Consider the following 16,461-nt stretch of genomic DNA (forward strand, 5'->3'; position numbering starts at 1 on the left):
CCCACTCCGGTAGACTTGGCAACGCATCGCCCCTGCGCGGGAGAGTTCCGTGGCCGCCAGCCACGGACGCCGAAGGAGCAACACCTCTCCGTCAACCTCTCAGGCACCCAGGACCGCGTGGAGCCACGATGCCTCTGGAAAGTGGTGAGCTCGATTCACCCGCCCATGGGGAAAGGCCGACCCGGCAGTGATCGGGTCCGCCGAATCTCTCAGGCGCCCGCGACGGGTCGACGACAGAGGGGGAGGACCGCAAGCGGTTCCACGCTCTGAGAGGTCCTTCCGTGCCCGGTGCTCCATCACATCCCAGCAACGAACACCACCAGCCCAGGTTCGCCGACAGGCACATCGGGCCGGACGCGGACGCCATCGCGACCATGCTCCAGGTGATCGGTGTCGACACCCTCGGCGAGCTGGCTGAAAAGGCGCTTCCGAGCGGCATTCTCGACGCGCTGACCGCCGACGGACTGTCTCCCGGCCTCGACCAGCTCCCACCGCCCGCCACCGAGGAGCAGTCGCTCGCCGAACTCCGCGCGATGGCCGACGCCAACACCGTCGCTGTCTCGATGATCGGGCAGGGCTACTTCGACACGCTGACTCCCGCGGTGTTGAAGCGCAACATCCTCGAAAACCCCGCCTGGTACACGGCCTACACGCCGTATCAGCCGGAGATCAGCCAGGGCAGGCTCGAAGCCCTCCTCAACTTCCAGACGATGGTCGAAGAACTGACCGGTCTCGAGGTCGCGAACGCGTCCATGCTCGACGAGGCCACCGCCGCCGCCGAGGCCATGACGCTCATGCACCGGGCGGTCAAGGGTTCGGCGAACACGCTCCTCGTCGACGTCGACGTCTACGCACAGACCGCCGCGGTGCTGGCCACCAGGGCCGCCCCGCTGGGTATCCAGATCGTCACTGCCGACCTGCGCAACGGACTCCCCGACGGCGACTTCTTCGGTGTCGTGGTCCAGCTGCCGGGTGCCAGCGGACGCGTCACCGACTGGAGCGCTCTCGTCGAGCAGGCCCACGATCGCGGTGCGTTGGTCGCCGTCGGTGCCGACCTGCTGGCCCTGACACTCGTCACCCCGCCCGGAGAGATCGGCGCCGACGTCGGCTTCGGCACCACCCAACGTTTCGGCGTCCCAATGGGATTCGGTGGTCCGCATGCCGGCTACCTCGCCGTGCACACCAAGCACGCCCGCCAGCTGCCCGGTCGCCTGGTCGGCGTCTCGGTCGACTCCGACGGTTCGCCCGCCTACCGCCTCGCGCTGCAGACCCGTGAACAGCACATCCGCCGTGACAAGGCCACCAGCAACATCTGCACCGCGCAGGTGCTGCTGGCGGTGATGGCGGCCATGTACGCCAGCTACCACGGTGCCGACGGGCTGAAGGCCATCGCCCACAAGGTGCACGGCAATGCGCTCGCGGTCGCCACCGCCCTGGTCGAGGCCGACGTCGAGGTCGTGCACGACGCGTTCTTCGACACCGTCCTGGCCCGCGTTCCCGGGCGTGCCGAGGAGGTCCGCGCGGCGGCCAAGGCGCGAGGCGTCAACGTCTGGCTGGTCGACGCCGACCACGTCTCCGTCGCCTGCGACGAGGCCACCACCGCCACCCACGTCGAAGAGGTCCTGTCCGCCTTCGGTGCCACCAAGGGCGGACACCACTGGGCGGGGCCCGAGATCGCCACGCGCACATCGGCTTTCCTGACCCACCCGGCGTTCACCCGCTACCGCACCGAGACCGACATGATGCGCTACCTGCGGTCGCTGGCGGACAAGGACATCGCGCTGGACCGCAGCATGATCCCGCTGGGGTCGTGCACCATGAAGCTCAACGCCGCCGCCGAGATGGAGCCCATCACCTGGCCGGAGTTCGCTCGGCAGCATCCGTTCGCACCGGCTTCTGACACGCCGGGTCTGCGCAAGCTGATCGCCGACCTGGAGGGCTGGCTGACGCAGCTCACCGGCTACGACTCCGTGTCGCTGCAACCCAATGCGGGTTCGCAGGGGGAGTACGCCGGTCTGCTCGCGATTCAGGCCTATCACCTCAGTCGCGGTGACGCGCAGCGCAACATCTGCCTGATCCCGTCGAGCGCGCACGGCACCAACGCGGCGTCGGCCGCCCTTGCCGGAATGCGCGTCGTGGTGGTGAAGTGCCGCGAGAACGGCGACGTCGACCTCGACGACCTGCGGGCAAAGATCACCGAACACGGTGACGCCGTCGCGGCGCTGATGATCACCTACCCGTCGACGCACGGGGTCTTCGAGCACGACGTCGAGGAGATCTGCGCGGCCGTGCATGACGTCGGCGGTCAGGTCTACGTCGACGGCGCGAACCTGAACGCGCTCGTCGGCCTGGCCCGTCCCGGCCGGTTCGGCGGCGACGTCAGCCACCTCAACCTGCACAAGACGTTCTGCATCCCGCACGGCGGTGGCGGTCCCGGTGTCGGACCGGTCGCGGTGCGCAGCCACCTGGCGCCGTTCCTCCCCGGGCACCCGCTGGCCGACGAGCTCACCGACACCTACACCGTGTCGGCGGCACCCTATGGGTCGGCGTCGATCCTGCCGATCACCTGGGCGTACATCCGCATGATGGGTGCACCCGGCCTGCGGGCGGCGACGCTCACGGCGATCGCGTCGGCCAACTACGTCGCGCGCCGGTTGGACGAGTACTACCCCGTGCTCTACACCGGCGAGAACGGCATGGTCGCGCACGAGTGCATCCTGGACTTGCGCGGCATCACCAAGGCGACCGGCGTGACGGTCGACGACGTGGCAAAGCGCTTGGCGGACTACGGCTTCCATGCGCCGACGATGAGCTTCCCCGTCGCGGGAACGTTGATGGTCGAGCCCACCGAGAGTGAGAGCCTCACCGAGGTGGACGCCTTTTGCGAGGCGATGATCTCGATCCGTGCCGAGATCGACCAGGTCGGGTCGGGCGCGTGGCCCGCGGACGACAACCCGTTGCGCGGTGCCCCGCACACGGCCGAGTGCCTCCTGGTGGAAAATTGGGAGCATCCGTACACCAGGGAGCAGGCCGCGTACCCGATGGGCAAGGGGTTCCGGCCCAAGGTGTGGCCGCCGGTGCGTCGCGTCGACAGCGCCTACGGTGACCGCAACCTGGTCTGCTCGTGCCCTCCGGTGGAGGCCTTCGCCTGAGCTAGGAGTTACCCCGCGACCAGACGGAAAGGGCCCTCAATCGCAGAGATTGTGGGCCCTTTCTGTCTGCTCGCGAACGGTTGCGGGGTTAGCCGAGCGCGGTGGTCAGCGCCGCGGTGAGCTCGGGGCCCGCCGAACTGTTCAGGTTCTGGTAGTCCCCGCCGGTCGCCTGGGCGACGGCCTCCCAGGTACCCCGGTCGGGATCGGCGCCGAAGTCGACGACGTTGACCGCGACGGGCCGCGCCTGGTTGAAGTTCTGCTTGATGAAGTCCTGCAGCCCGGCGCCGTCGAGAGACTGATCGGTGTGCGGCCCCGCGGTGATGACGAGCACCGAATTGGGCTGGCCCTCACGGAAGTTGGCGACCGCCTCCGGGTACAGCAGACGCAGCGTGGTGAAGGACACCGCACCCCCGTTGCTGGGCGCCTGACCGTTGAGATTGGTGGTCAGCACCTGCGAGCGCGGGGTTCCGCCGACCTGCTCGTCGAGCTGTCCCATTGGCACCTCGGAACGTCCCGCCACGCCGTCGAAGGTCCACAACCCGACCGCCGAATTCGACGGAAGCGCCTGCAGCCGTGCGGTGAGCGCAGCGGTGACGTTGGCCAGCCGGGACTTGCCGCCCTCGTCGGCCGACATCGACTGGTCGAGCAGCACGGTGACCGCGGGGTCCTGCGCCGGTGCGCTGACCAGGTTGGCCAGCGTCGCCCGCACGCCACCGTCGCCGATCGACAGTGGGGCCGGCAGCGAGGCGAAGTCGACGACGTCGCTCTGCGGCGGGGTGGTGCCATCGGCTCGGAACCCGGCTTCCGCGAGGCTCGCGAGCGCTTCCGGCTTGCGCAGGAATCGGGCGAACTCACTTGCCGCGCTTACCTGTTCCTGGCTCAGCCAGGTGCCTGCCAGCAAGACGGTGGGATAGTCGGCCACCGCGGTCGGCCCGGACGGCAGCCAGGCGGCGAGCTTGTCCTTGGCGTCGGCCTGCGAGCCTCGTTGGAAGATCTGCTGCTCGGTGGCGACCACCGCGTGTACGTCGGCCAAGGCCGGATCGGACGCCTTGAGCAGCGCGTCCATCGCCGTCGACGACTTGTCGTCGGCGAGTTTCGGCTGTCCGGCTCGCAACGTCGCGATGGCGCTGGCCCCCGACGTCGGCGGCTGCCCCTGCGGCGCCGCCGCGGAGGCGACGGACTCGGCGGCCAGATAGGTGGCATCGCTGTCACCCGTCATCGGCAACGCCAGCTTCAGCGATCCCCACCCTGGCAGGTTCATCCCGTCCAGCGACGTGGCGTTGCTCTGCAGGCCGGGCAATGCGCCCCAATTACGTTGTCCCAAAGCGGTCTTCAACTGAGGCCGCATGGCGAGCATTACCGGTGAGGTCACCAGCGAGCGGCTGTCGCTGACGGTCTTCTCGCCGGTCGACGCCTCGAGGCGGGCCTCGGAGATCGAACTGCCGGGAATCCACAGGGCGGGCTGCTCGCCAAGGTCGCCGGGCCATGGGCCGGCGAACCCGTTGATCACCTGGTCGGATTCGGCGGCCTTGACCCCGATCTTGACGCACTTGTCGCCGACGGGTGCCGCGGACTGGCTGTACTTCTCGGCCAGCGGCGTGATCTGGTCGGCGATCGAGGGGTCGACGACCACGGCGACGGCGACCTCGCCGGCCACGCATCGAGCGGCGCCGGCCTGGGAGCGTTCCGAGAGGGCGTCGCCGAAGAATCGCCAGGCGATGACGGCGCCGACCACGACGACGACGGTCACCAGTGCGACGATCACGGAGACGCTGATGCCGCGCCGCTTGGGAGTGATGGCCCGGTGGCTGCCGGTCCACTCGCTGCTTTCCCAATCGCGGCGATTGGGCCCCGCGGGCGTAGCCGCGAACGCGGTGGTGGCGGCCTCCTGCTCCTCGAGATTGGGGTGGTCGCCTTCGTCATAACCGTCGTCATAACCGTCGTCGTAACCGGTTGTGTCGTAACCGGTTTCGTATTCGTCGGCCGGATCGTCACCGGCCGGACGGTCGTCGGTCGTGTAGTCGTCGGCGTATTCGCCCGCGTACGGCGAATCCGGCTGGTCGTCGCCGGCGCCCTGTCCCGCCTCCGAGGAATCCTCTGGGTCGGGAATGCTGTGCCTGCCCATTCCTAACCCCTGTACTCGTTGAGTCTCGTGGTCACCTGAACCCGCCGAAGTCTAGTCACTGGTTGGCGTGACGAGCCTTGAACTCCCGACGGCGGCGATGCAGGATCGGCTCGGTGTAGCCGTTGGGCTGCGCGGCGCCGGCGAGGATCAGCTCCTGGGCCGCCTCGAAGGCGATGCTGGCCTCTGGGTCGGGAGCCATCGGCAGATACGAGGAGTCATCGGCGTTCTGCTCGTCGACCACCACGGCCATCCGTCGCAGGCTGGCCTTGACGTCCTCCTCGGTGATGACGCCGTGCCGCAACCAGTTCGCCAACAGCTGGCTGGAGATCCGCAGGGTGGCGCGGTCCTCCATCAGTGCGACGTCGTGGATGTCGGGCACCTTGGAGCAGCCGACGCCCGCGTCGACCCACCGCACCACGTAGCCGAGGATCGACTGGCAGTTGTTGTCGACCTCTTCGCGGATTTCCTCGGGAGCCCACGCCAGTTCCTTGGACAGCGGGATGGTCAACAGCTCGTCGAGCGTGGTGCGCTTCTTGCCCGCGAGTTCCTTCTGCACCTCGAAGACGTCCACCTGGTGGTAGTGCATGGCGTGCAGGGTCGCTCCGGTCGGCGACGGCACCCACGCGGTGGTGGCGCCGGCCTTGGGTTGGCCGATCTTCTGTTCGACCATGTCGGCCATCAGCTCGGTCATGGCCCACATGCCCTTGCCGATCTGTGCCTTGCCGGACAAACCCGCTGCCAGGCCGACGTCGACGTTCTGGTCTTCGTAGGCCTTGATCCAGGGCTGGCTCTTCATCGCGCCCTTGCGGATCATCGGGCCGGCTTCCATCGAGGTGTGGATCTCGTCGCCGGTGCGGTCGAGGAAGCCGGTGTTGATGAACACCACCCGGTCGGCCGCGGCCTTGATGGCGGCCTTCAGGTTGAGCGTGGTGCGCCGCTCCTCGTCCATGATGCCGACCTTCATGGTGGCCTGGGGAAGACCGAGCACGTCCTCGACGCGGCTGAACAGTTCGCAGGTGAACGCGACCTCGTCCGGGCCGTGCATCTTGGGCTTCACGATGTAGATCGAGCCGGTGCGGCTGTTCAGCAGGGGTCCGTTCTGCTCATCGGCCTTCAGCCCGTGCACGGCGATCAGACCGGTGAACAGCGCGTCCTGGATGCCTTCTGGGACCTCGGAGCCGTCCTCGAACACGATGGCGTCGTTGGTCATCAGATGTCCGACGTTGCGGACGAACAGCAGGCTGCGGCCGGGCAGCGTCAGCTCGGACCCGCCATCGGGGGCGGTGAAGGTCCGGTCCTCGTTGAGCACCCTGGTGAAGGACTTGCCGCCCTTGCTGACCTCTTCGGTCAGGTCGCCACGGTTGAGGCCAAGCCAGTTGCGGTAACCGAGCACCTTGTCGTCGGCGTCGACCGCGGCGACGGAGTCCTCGAAGTCCATGATCGTGGTGACGGCCGACTCCAGCACGACGTCCTTGACGCCCGCCTTGTCGGTCGACCCGACGGGGGAGTCGGCGTCGATCAGGATTTCGACGTGCAGGCCGTTGTGCACCAGCAGGACGGCGGTTGGTGCGTCGGGTTCGCCGAGGTAGCCGGCAAACTCCTCCGGCGTGGCCAATCCCGTCGACAGGTCGTCGCCGAGGGTGACCAACAGCTGGCCGTCCTCGATCAGGAAGCCGGTGGCGTCGACGTAGGAGCCGGACGCCAGGGGCACGGACTCGTCGAGGAACGTGCGGGCGTAGGCGATGACCTTGTCGCCGCGCACCTGGTTGTAACCGCCGCTGCCCTTCTCGGCGCCGTCGTCCTCGGAGATGACGTCGGTGCCGTAGAGCGCGTCGTACAGCGAGCCCCACCGCGCGTTGGAGGCGTTCAGGGCGAACCGGGCGTTGAGAATGGGCACGACCAACTGTGGGCCTGCGGTGCTGGTGATCTCGTCGTCGACGCCGGAGGTGGTGATCGTGAAGTCGTCGGGTTCTGGCTGGAGGTAGCCGATTTCGGTGAGGAACGCCTGGTATTCGGCGGCGTCGAACGGTCCGATGACGCGCTGGCGGTGCCACTTGTCGATCTGCGCCTGCAGTTCGTCTCGGCGCGCAAGCAGATCCTGGTTGACGGGGGCCAGATCGGCGACGACCTTGTCCACGCCCGCCCAGAAGCTGTCGGGGTCTACACCGGTGCCCGGCAGCGCCTCATTGGTGATGAAGTCGTGCAGCACCCGTGCCACTCGCAAGTTTCCGACGGTCACGCGGTCAGTCATGATTTCCTCTCTCAAGCGTCGGTCCAGCTTACCCGTGGCTAAGCGTCAGCCAATCGACCTGCTGCCGCCAACATCTCGTCGCAGCGGCTCAGCAATGCCGCCCGCAACGGTGCCGAACGATCGGCGATGTCACGTTGGCAGCGCACGTACTCGGTGCGGCCTGCCGCGTTCTCGACGGCGATTGGCTCGATCCCGAAGTCGGCCAAATCGTAGGGACTGGCCCGCATGTCGAGCACCCTGGCCCGTGCCGCGAGCTCCAGGCAGTCCATCAGCAACTCCGAGGGCACCAGCGCGCCGAGCTTGTAACACCACTTGTACAAGTCCATGTTGGCGTGCACGCACCCCGGTTGTTCGGTGGCGACCTGGGTTTCGCGGCTCAGCGCCTCGGCGTTGCGGGGCGCGGCGGGCTCGGTGAAGAAGCGGTAGGCGTCGAAGTGGCTGCAGCGCAAAGGAATCGACTCGACAACCTCGTCGGTGCCCGCGGCGCCGAGTCGCAGCGGGACTTGATCGTGCCGCACGTCCGTGGTCCGGTAGACCATGGCCCACTCGTGCAGTCCGAAGCAGTTGAGCCGCGGCGGACGATCGGCGGTGGCGCGGAGCAACTTTGCGATGAAGGCGACGGTGTCGGCGCGTGTGAGCAGATGCGCGTGGCCCACCGTGACACCGGCGCCGGATGTTTCGTAGCCCGCGCGGTCGAGGAACCGGCGAGCCTCCCCGCCGTCGAGTGCGACGCCGAAACCGGGGTGCCAGCGACGCAACTGCCGGGGCCGCAGGCTGTAGTAGCTAAACAGGAAGTCCCAGACCGGGTGCGCCTCGCCCCGCTGAGCCCGCGCCCGGTGCGGCCCGAGGAAGGATTCGGCCCGTTCCACGTGCCTCTGCTCGCGCCCGAACCACTCGGCTTCGGCGAGCAACCGGCGCATGAGGAGCACCTCAGACACGGTGCGTCCCGTCGCGCACCGTCCCCACCAGGTCCTCGACGAGATCCTCCAGCGCCACGACGGCCGTCACCCGGTCGTCGGTGGTGACCAGCGCCAGATGGCTGTTGTCGCGGCGGAGTCGGGTCAGAGCGTCGGGAACCGGCAGCGACGCGGCCAGCCGTGGCAGCGCCCGAACCGTGGCCAGGTCGACGACTGCGTCTGGGTCACTCATCAGTCCGAGCACGTCTTTGATGTGCAGGTATCCGAGGAATGCTCCGGTGCTGTCGGTGACGGGGAAGCGGGAGTAGCCGGTGTCGACGAGCGCCCGTTCGATCGCCGCGACGGTGGGTCCAAGCCCCGGACCCGCGACGGGGACCGCCCTGATGTCGGACAGCGGGATGGCGACGTCGGCCACGACGTGGGTTCGGATCTGCAGCGCGCGCGTCAGCCTGCCGTGTTCCTCGGGGTCGAGCAGGCCCTCCGAGAGCGACTCGGCGATCATCTCCGAGAGCTCCACCGTGGACACCGTGACGTCGAGTTCGTCCTTCGGTTCGACGCCGAAGGAGCGCAGGGTCGTGTTGGCGCACCAGTTGTAGAACGCGATGAACGGCTTGGCCAACCGCATGTAGACCAGGTACGGCGGGATCAACAGCATCGCCGCCGATTCCGGCCCGGCAATGGCGATGTTCTTGGGGACCATCTCGCCGAGCAGCACGTGCAACGTGACGACGACGCCGAGCGCGATGACGAACGACACCGTGTGCAGGATCGTGTCGGGGATGCCAAGGAGGCCGAACGGCACCTCCAGCAGGTGCGCAACGGCGGGTTCGCCGACCCGGCCGAGCAGGATCGAGCAGATGGTGATGCCCAGCTGCGCGCCTGCCAGCATCAGCGACAGCCGCTCACCGGCCCTGATGACGGTGACCGCGCTCTTCTTGCCCTGTTCGGCAAGGGCTTCGAGGCGGTCGCGGCGGGCCGAGATCAGCGCGAACTCGGCGCCGACGAAGAACGCGTTCGCGCCGAGCAGCACCACCGTAAGGAGCACGCCGAAGACGTCGGATCCCATCAGCGTCCCTCCTCCTCGGACTCGCCGCGGCGGCCCAGTTCGGTGAGCTCCAGCAGGTCTATGCGCCGGCCGTCCATCTGGATCACCGTCGCCTGCCAGTGCACGGGGTCGTCCAACGGACCGTCGGGGTCGAACTCGGTGAGTTCGACGGTTTCGCCGGGCTCGGGGATGTGACCAAGCTCTTGGAGGATGAGCCCGCCGATCGTTTCGTAGTCACCCTCCGGCGGCCGGAAGGACGTCGCGCTCTCGACCTCGTCGATGCGCAACAGGCCCGAGATGCGCCAGCCGTTGCGGACCTCGACGACGTCGAGGGTGGCGTCGTCGTGCTCGTCGCGGACGTCGCCGACGATTTCCTCGATGAGGTCTTCGACGGTGACCATGCCCGCGGTGCCGCCGTATTCGTCGACGACCAGCGCGGTCTGCAGCCCGTTGGCGCGGATCTGGGTCATCACGGCGTCACCGTCGAGGCTCGATGGGACGGTGGACACCGGTCGCGCGAGCGCCGCGAGCTGGGTGGTGGCACGGTCGGCGACCGGCACGGTAAATGCCTGCTTGACGTGCACGATGCCGACCGTCTCGTCCAGATCGCCAGCGGTGATGGGGAAGCGCGAGAAGCCGGTCTCGATGGCCTTGAGCACCAGGTCCGCGACGGTGTCGTCGACGTTCAGCGATTCGATCTTGGACCGCGGCGTCATGAGTTCCTCCGCCGACCGTTCGCCGAACTTCAGTGAGCGGTCCACCAGGTCGGCGGTGCTGGCGTCCAGGGAACCGCTGCGCTTGGAGGTGCGCACCAGCGAGACGAGTTCCTGCGGCGAGCGAGCGGACCGCAGTTCCTCGGCGGGCTCGATGCCGAGCCTGCGCAGAATCCAGTTGGCCGTGCCGTTGGTCACCTTGATGGCAGGTGTCAGGAACCGGGAGAACCACCATTGCAGCGGGGCCGCCCAGCGCGCGGTCGGCAACGGTGTGGCGACGGCGAGGTTCTTGGGCACCAGCTCGCCGAAGATCATCGAGACCGACGTGGCGATCAGCAGGGCAAGGCCGAGCGAGATGCCGTCGAGCATGCTCTCGGGCACGCCAATCAGCTTGAGCGGTGCGTGGAGCAGGGTCGCGACGACGGGTTCGGCCAGATAACCGGTGGCCAACGTCGTGATCGAGATGCCGAGCTGGGCGCCGGACAACTGGAATGACAGTGAGCGGTGCGCCTTTTGGACGTAGGCGTCACGCCAACCACCGGACTTGGCGTTGGCTTCGACGGTGCTTCGTTCCAGCGCCGTCAGAGAGAATTCGGCGGCGACGAACAGAGCCGTTCCCGCCGTCAGCAGTAGAAAGGCGAGCAGACTGAGGGCGAGACTCATCGAAGCCACGCACCACGGGCGCCGGGCACCAGGCCCGGCTTCCTACTGGAGGGTTCGGCGTCGGATGGCTCCGAGGAGGCCCGTTCAGGTTCCGGGGCCTCGGCGGGTGCCTGCGGCACGTGTTCCCCTTCGATCGGCGACGAGATGCACCAATCTTAGCGGGGCCGTCGCCATTCAGAACACCGCGGAGGTCACCAGCCCGACGGCAGTGGATGCCCTTCGGCGAAGCCGGCGGCGGACTGTACGCCGAGTACCACCTTGTCGTGCAGTTCCTCCAGCGTCGTCGCGCCGACGTAGGTGCAGGTGCTCCGCACGCCGGAGGTGATGTGGTCGAGGAGGTCCTCCACACCACCACGCGCCGGGTCCAGGCTCATCCGCGAGGTCGAGATGCCCTCCTCGAACAACGCCTTGCGGGCGCGGTCGAACTGGCTGTCGCCCGAGGTTCGGGCCGCGACGGCACGTTTGGACGCCATGCCGTAGCTCTCCTTGTAGAGCCGGTCGTCACGGTCGTACAGCAGGTCGCCCGGCGACTCGTAGGTGCCGGCGAACCAGGAACCGATCATGACGTTGGCGGCGCCGGCGGCCAGGGCCAGTGCGACGTCGCGGGGATGGCGCACGCCGCCGTCGGCCCAGACGTGACCGCCCAATTGCCGTGCGGCGGCTGAACATTCGACGACCGCCGAGAACTGCGGGCGACCGACGCCGGTCATCATCCGTGTGGTGCACATCGCACCGGGGCCGACGCCGACCTTGACGATCGACGCGCCGGCGCTGATCAGGTCACGCGTTCCCTCAGCCGACACCACGTTGCCCGCGGCGAGCGGAAGGCCGAGGTCCAGTGACGACACCGCCTTGATGGCGTCGAGCATCTTGAGCTGGTGGCCGTGGGCGGTGTCGACGACCAGCAGGTCGACGCCGGCTTCGGCCAACGCCTGCGCCTTGGCGGCGACGTCGCCGTTGATGCCGACCGCGGCGGCGATCCGCAGCCGACCGGAGTCGTCGACTGCGGGGGAGTAGATACCCGCTCTGATCGCACCCGTGCGCGTCAGCACCCCGGCAAGGCGGCCGTCGGGACCGGTCATCACGGCCACCCCGACCGGGCTGTGCTCGAGCTTGTCGAACACGGCGCGCGGATCGGTGCCAACCTCCGCGGTGACGAAGTCGACCGTCGCGACGTCGCGAACTCGCGCGAAGCGGTCAACGCCGCGGCACGACGCTTCGGTGACCAGTCCGATCGGCTTGCCGTCGTCGTCGACCACGACGGCGGCACCGTGGGCGCGCTTGTGGATCAGCGCGGTGGCGTCCGAGACCGAATCGTTCGGCGACAGGGTGACGGGCGTGTCGACGACCAGGTCGCGGCTCTTGACGAACTCGACCATCTCGCGAACCGCCGAGGTCGGAAGGTCTTGTGGCAGAACGACGATGCCGCCGCGCCGCGCCACCGTCTCGGCCATCCGGCGGCCCGCCACGGCGGTCATGTTCGCCACCACCACCGGGATCGTGGTGCCAGATCCGTCGGAGGTGGAGAGGTCGACGTCGAACCGGGACGCCACGTCCGAGCGTCCCGGCACGACGAAGACGTCGTTGTAGGTCAGGTCGTAGGGCGGGTGGTGCCCTTCGAGAAACTTCATGACACCTTCCATCCGCGCCGAGTGTGGACTTCATCCACGCCGTTGGTCTTCGATGCGTGGCGAAAGTCCACGTTCGGCGGGTTGATCACGCAGGCGACTCGCTGCGGTCACCGCTCCACTGGGTGTGGAACTTCTTGCTCGGGTCCTCGTCGATGCGTCCGTAGGTGTGAGCGCCGAAGAAGTCGCGCAGTCCCTGAGTGAGCGCCGCGGGGAGCCGCTCGGTGCGCAGCGCGTCGTAGTACGACAGCGCGGAGGCGAATCCGGGGATCGGAATTCCCAGCTCGGTGGCCTTCACCACGACTCGGCGCCAGCTGTCGATGCCTGCCTCGACCGCGTCGCGGAAGTACGGCGCGGCGATAAGGGTCGCCAGCTCGCCGTTCTCGTCGTACGCCTCCTTGATGCGGTTGAGGAACTTCGCACGGATGATGCAGCCGCCACGCCAGATGGTCGCCATGTCACCGAGGGTGATGTCCCAGCCGTATTCGGCGCTGCCCGCCTGAATCTGGTTGAAGCCCTGGGCGTAGGCGATGATCTTCGACGCGTACAGCGCCTTGCTGACGTCGTCGACGAACTGCGCCGCGTCGTCCGGCTTGGCACCGAGGTCCCCGGCGGCAAGCCCGGTGGTGGCCTTGCGCTGGGCGACCGAGCCGGACAGGGCGCGGGCGAACACGGCTTCGGCGATGCCGGTGACCGGCACCCCGAGGTCGAGGGCCGACTTGACCGTCCAGCGGCCGGTGCCCTTCTGCTCTGCCTCGTCGAGGATGACGTCGACCAGCGGCTTGCCGGTTTTGGCGTCGACCTGCTTGAGCACCTCGGCGGTGATCTCGATCAGGTAGCTGTCCAGGTCGCCCTTGTTCCATTCGGCGAAGATGTCGGCGATCTCGGGGGCGGTCTTGCCGAGTCCGTCGCGCAGCAGCTGGTAGGCCTCGCCGATGAGCTGCATGTCGGAGTACTCGATGCCGTTGTGCACCATCTTGACGAAGTGTCCCGCCCCGTCGGGGCCGATGTGCGTGCAGCACGGGACGCCGTCGACGTGGGCGGAGATCTCCTCGAGCAGCGGGCCGAGTGACGTGTAGGACTCGACGGGACCGCCGGGCATGATCGACGGCCCGTTGAGTGCGCCCTCCTCGCCGCCGGAGATGCCCGCGCCGACGTAGTGCAGACCGCGCTCACGGATGGCCCTCTCGCGGCGGATGGTGTCGGTGAAGAGGGAGTTGCCGCCATCGATGATGATGTCGCCCTCCTCCATCGCGTCGGCGAGCTCGTTGATCACCGCGTCGGTGGGATCGCCGGCCTTGACCATGATCAGGACCCGGCGCGGCTTCTCAAGCGTCGCAAGGAATTCCGGGATGGTGTTGCCGCGCACGAAGTTGCCCTCGGAACCGTGTGCCTCGAGCAGTGCGTCGATCTTGGCGGTGGTTCGGTTGTGCAGCGCGACGGTGTACCCGTGGTGGGCGAAGTTGCGCGCGATGTTGGATCCCATCACCGCGAGGCCGGTGACGCCGATCTGAGCTGTTCCGGTGGTTGCAGGTGATTCCGACGAGCTCACGGGCGGCCTTTCATTGGGGGGATCGAACACGACTTCCGACAGCTGAATCTAGCTGGTGATCAAGCGTTGTAGCTCGGTGAGCCAGGGGACTGCGAGCGCGACGGTGGGCACGACGAGGAGTGCGACGGCGGTGACGTAGGCCGCGACGGCGAGAGGGACGCTGTTGGGCTTGCCGCACAGGCGGCGTACCCGCGTCACGGTGTGCGGACCGCCCGCGGCGAGCGCGCCGGACGGGGCGTGGCTCGACGCGCAGGCCACCAGGGCCCTGGCCAGCGGCGTCGGGCCTGCCGTCCGCACCGCGGCGTCGTCGGCGAGAAGTTCGATGAGCAACCGGACCGCGTCGAGCGCGTTGGCGCTGCGGACGAAGCGGGGGAAGGCGGCGTGGACGGCGGTGAACATCTCGAGCACCAGATCGTGGCGGGCCCGTAGGTGCGCGTGTTCGTGGCTGAGGATGGCCGCCATCTCCGACTCCGACAGCGCACTCAGTGTGCCCTCGCTGACGACGACGCGGCTGCGGACACCGGGCAGGCAGTAGGCCAGCGGTTGGGAGACGTCGAGGATGCGAAGTGCGTGGGACCGTCCGTGGCATCTGCCGACGAGGTCGACGACCATCCGGTGATGCGCTCGCCGCCGCCTGGTGGCGATCGCCACCTGGACGATGGCCACGACGAGGCGGGCGCCGATCAGCAGGGTGACTGCAAAGACCACGACGTAGAGCAGCCACAGCGGCCAGCCAAGGACCTTGATCTCACTGGTGATCGTGGCGGTGGGTCTGCCGTCGGGACCCGGGACGAAAAGCCTGCTGGCGATCGCGATGCCGGCACTGAATGCCGACAGCACCGCGGCCAGCGCGATCGACTGCCACAGCACCACCGCGGCGCGGGGCGCCCGCAGCGGCCAGGACGAACGCGCCAACAACGCTGGCACTGGTCCAATGAGGAGCAGCGCGACTACGGCGAAGGCCAGCGCGGACACACTGTCAGTGTCCCTCAGGCGGTACCCGGATTGCCAGCGGCTGCGCCAGAACGGTCCTTGGCCTCGAGTTCGGCCAGCGCACGTCGCAACGCGGCGGCCTCGTCGGCGCCCACCCGTTCGACGAAATGCACCAGCGCGGCCTCGCGACTGCCGGAGTCCGATGCCTGGTCGAGGGCGTCGACCATGAGTCCTGCGACCAGTTCGTCGCGGCCGTTGGTCGGTGCGTAGCGGTGTGCTCTGTCGTCGCGGTGCTGGACGACGAGGTTCTTCTTGGCGAGGCGCTGGAGGACGGTCATGATCGTCGTGTAGGCCAGGTCTCGCCGCGCCGCCAGTGCTTCGTGCACCTGGCGGACGGTTTGGGGTTCGCGCGATGACCAGAGGTGGTCCATCACTTCGCGTTCGAGTTCCCCGAGTCGCGTTTGTTTGGCCATGTTTCGTTCACTCTCCTGAGCAATGGGATCAGGGTACTACGCGCTTACTACCGTGTGTCGTATGAGCCGCGGGGCGCCGTTGCCCATTCCCGTCTGTGAGTCGGGTCACTAGGGGTTTCTCTGTTCGTCACTCTCACTATAGTAAGGCTAACCTAACTGTAGGAGGTGCCCATGACCGTCGTGGTAGACGACCCACTCATTGCACGGATGGTGATCGACAGGCCGCTGCCGCTTCACGAGTCCAGCCAGCGCCTACGCGCGCTCTATCCGGAATCCCCGCGGGTGTACGGGGTCGCCGTCATGCGCGACCTGTCCCGGCGGAGATGGTGGCCGCTGACCGACGCGCTGTCCACCGACCGGCTTCGGGAGATGTACGACGCGGCAGCCGCCGAGACGGACAACACCGTCGCGGTCGCCCACCAGCTCGCCGCGACGCTGGCGCACGTCGTGATCGGGCGCGTGGTGCCCCTGCTGGCGCTCGAGGGCAGGGCGTGGGACACCGGACTGGAAAACCTGTGGGTGCACGTGGACTCGGAAGGCGCCATCGACTGGGTCGGCGTCGTCGACCCCACGCTGCGGGCACTTCCCGACGACGCGCACTTCCGAGGGGGCGCGCATGCCGCCGTCGACCGGATCGTCGCGCTCCCGAACGAGGCGGCGTTGACGACGTGGGTGGCCCACCGCAGCCACCGCACGCTCGAGCCGCTGTTCGCCAGGCTGGCGGAGGTCAGCGACGGTGCGATGTCCATGGCAGCCATGTGGCACGTCGTCGGCACCGCCGTCGTCAGCGCGGCCACCCAGGTCCCGCTGCTCGCCGGTACCAGCGAGTTGACGAGCATGCGGCGCGGTCAGGCAGTCCTCGACGCACTGGTCGGCTTCGGAGCGCCGGTTCGGGGCGTTCGACGCGCCTGTGTGGGGAAGGCCTTGCTAAATTAGGGAAGCCTTGCCTATGCTGTAGTCACGCACGAACACAACTTCAAAAGACCACCGGACCGCCGCGGAATCCTGA

The 16,461-nt window shown here is 68.0% G+C and carries 11 protein-coding genes and 1 riboswitch; of the genes, 2 read left to right on the plus strand and 9 right to left on the minus strand.

Annotated elements, in window-relative coordinates; genetic code table 11:
* Positions 1–27 precede the first annotated feature (27 nt).
* Positions 28–126, plus strand: a riboswitch (glycine riboswitch).
* 155 nt (positions 127–281) lie between these two features.
* The gene (gene gcvP, locus ASD37_RS00580) at positions 282–3,152 is read left to right on the plus strand and encodes an aminomethyl-transferring glycine dehydrogenase (protein WP_056546567.1); all 2,871 of its coding nucleotides are present in this window, start codon (positions 282–284) and stop codon (positions 3,150–3,152) included.
* 88 nt (positions 3,153–3,240) lie between these two features.
* On the opposite strand, the gene ASD37_RS00585 is transcribed toward gcvP, so the two are convergent.
* The 9 genes from ASD37_RS00585 to ASD37_RS00625 all read right to left on the minus strand — a co-directional run bounded on the left by ASD37_RS00585 (position 3,241) and on the right by ASD37_RS00625 (position 15,452).
* The gene (locus ASD37_RS00585; protein ID WP_056546570.1) at positions 3,241–5,277 is read right to left on the minus strand and encodes a substrate-binding domain-containing protein; all 2,037 of its coding nucleotides are present in this window, start codon (positions 5,275–5,277) and stop codon (positions 3,241–3,243) included.
* A 55-nt stretch (positions 5,278–5,332) separates the two neighbouring features.
* A complete protein-coding gene (locus ASD37_RS00590; RefSeq protein WP_056546573.1) occupies positions 5,333–7,528 on the minus strand; it encodes a malate synthase G in 2,196 nt (731 codons plus the stop codon).
* 38 nt (positions 7,529–7,566) lie between these two features.
* On the minus strand, positions 7,567–8,448 hold the full coding sequence (locus ASD37_RS00595) for a hypothetical protein (protein WP_056549560.1): 882 nt from the start codon (positions 8,446–8,448) through the stop codon (positions 7,567–7,569).
* A 10-nt stretch (positions 8,449–8,458) separates the two neighbouring features.
* Complete coding sequence (locus tag ASD37_RS00600; RefSeq protein WP_056546576.1) at positions 8,459–9,511, minus strand: hemolysin family protein; 1,053 nt, start codon at positions 9,509–9,511, stop codon at positions 8,459–8,461.
* Positions 9,511–10,866 carry a hemolysin family protein gene (locus tag ASD37_RS00605; RefSeq protein WP_056546581.1) on the minus strand — a complete coding sequence of 452 codons (1,356 nt, stop codon included), beginning with the start codon at positions 10,864–10,866 and terminating at the stop codon, positions 9,511–9,513. Before ASD37_RS00605 ends, ASD37_RS00600 begins: the two co-directional genes overlap by 1 nt.
* A gap of 191 nt (positions 10,867–11,057) precedes the next feature.
* Positions 11,058–12,497 carry a GuaB1 family IMP dehydrogenase-related protein gene (locus ASD37_RS00610; protein ID WP_056549561.1) on the minus strand — a complete coding sequence of 480 codons (1,440 nt, stop codon included), beginning with the start codon at positions 12,495–12,497 and terminating at the stop codon, positions 11,058–11,060.
* Positions 12,498–12,582: 85 nt separating this feature from the next.
* A complete protein-coding gene (gene gndA, locus ASD37_RS00615) occupies positions 12,583–14,046 on the minus strand; it encodes an NADP-dependent phosphogluconate dehydrogenase (protein WP_056546584.1) in 1,464 nt (487 codons plus the stop codon).
* A 48-nt stretch (positions 14,047–14,094) separates the two neighbouring features.
* The gene (locus tag ASD37_RS00620) at positions 14,095–15,021 is read right to left on the minus strand and encodes a M56 family metallopeptidase (RefSeq protein ID WP_056546587.1); all 927 of its coding nucleotides are present in this window, start codon (positions 15,019–15,021) and stop codon (positions 14,095–14,097) included.
* Positions 15,022–15,035: 14 nt separating this feature from the next.
* Positions 15,036–15,452, minus strand: coding sequence for a BlaI/MecI/CopY family transcriptional regulator (locus tag ASD37_RS00625; protein ID WP_056546590.1), 417 nt, complete (start codon positions 15,450–15,452; stop codon positions 15,036–15,038).
* A gap of 171 nt (positions 15,453–15,623) precedes the next feature.
* On the opposite strand from ASD37_RS00625, the gene ASD37_RS00630 reads away from it, so the two are divergent.
* Entirely contained in the window at positions 15,624–16,388 is a 765-nt protein-coding gene (locus ASD37_RS00630) for a hypothetical protein (RefSeq protein WP_056546593.1), read from the plus strand.
* Positions 16,389–16,461 lie beyond the last annotated feature (73 nt).

This window comes from Mycobacterium sp. Root135 (genome assembly GCF_001426545.1).
Taxonomy (GTDB): Bacteria; Actinomycetota; Actinomycetes; order Mycobacteriales; family Mycobacteriaceae; genus Mycobacterium.

Coding starts and splice junctions, on each gene's coding strand:
- ASD37_RS00590 (WP_056546573.1), bottom strand. CDS start 7,528: ATGACTGACCGCGTGACCGTCGGAAACTTGCGAGTGGCACGGGTGCTG.
- ASD37_RS00605 (WP_056546581.1), bottom strand. CDS start 10,866: ATGAGTCTCGCCCTCAGTCTGCTCGCCTTTCTACTGCTGACGGCGGGA.
- ASD37_RS00600 (WP_056546576.1), bottom strand. CDS start 9,511: ATGGGATCCGACGTCTTCGGCGTGCTCCTTACGGTGGTGCTGCTCGGC.
- ASD37_RS00630 (WP_056546593.1), top strand. CDS start 15,624: ATGACCGTCGTGGTAGACGACCCACTCATTGCACGGATGGTGATCGAC.
- ASD37_RS00595 (WP_056549560.1), bottom strand. CDS start 8,448: ATGCGCCGGTTGCTCGCCGAAGCCGAGTGGTTCGGGCGCGAGCAGAGG.
- ASD37_RS00625 (WP_056546590.1), bottom strand. CDS start 15,452: ATGGCCAAACAAACGCGACTCGGGGAACTCGAACGCGAAGTGATGGAC.
- ASD37_RS00610 (WP_056549561.1), bottom strand. CDS start 12,497: ATGAAGTTTCTCGAAGGGCACCACCCGCCCTACGACCTGACCTACAAC.
- ASD37_RS00585 (WP_056546570.1), bottom strand. CDS start 5,277: ATGGGCAGGCACAGCATTCCCGACCCAGAGGATTCCTCGGAGGCGGGA.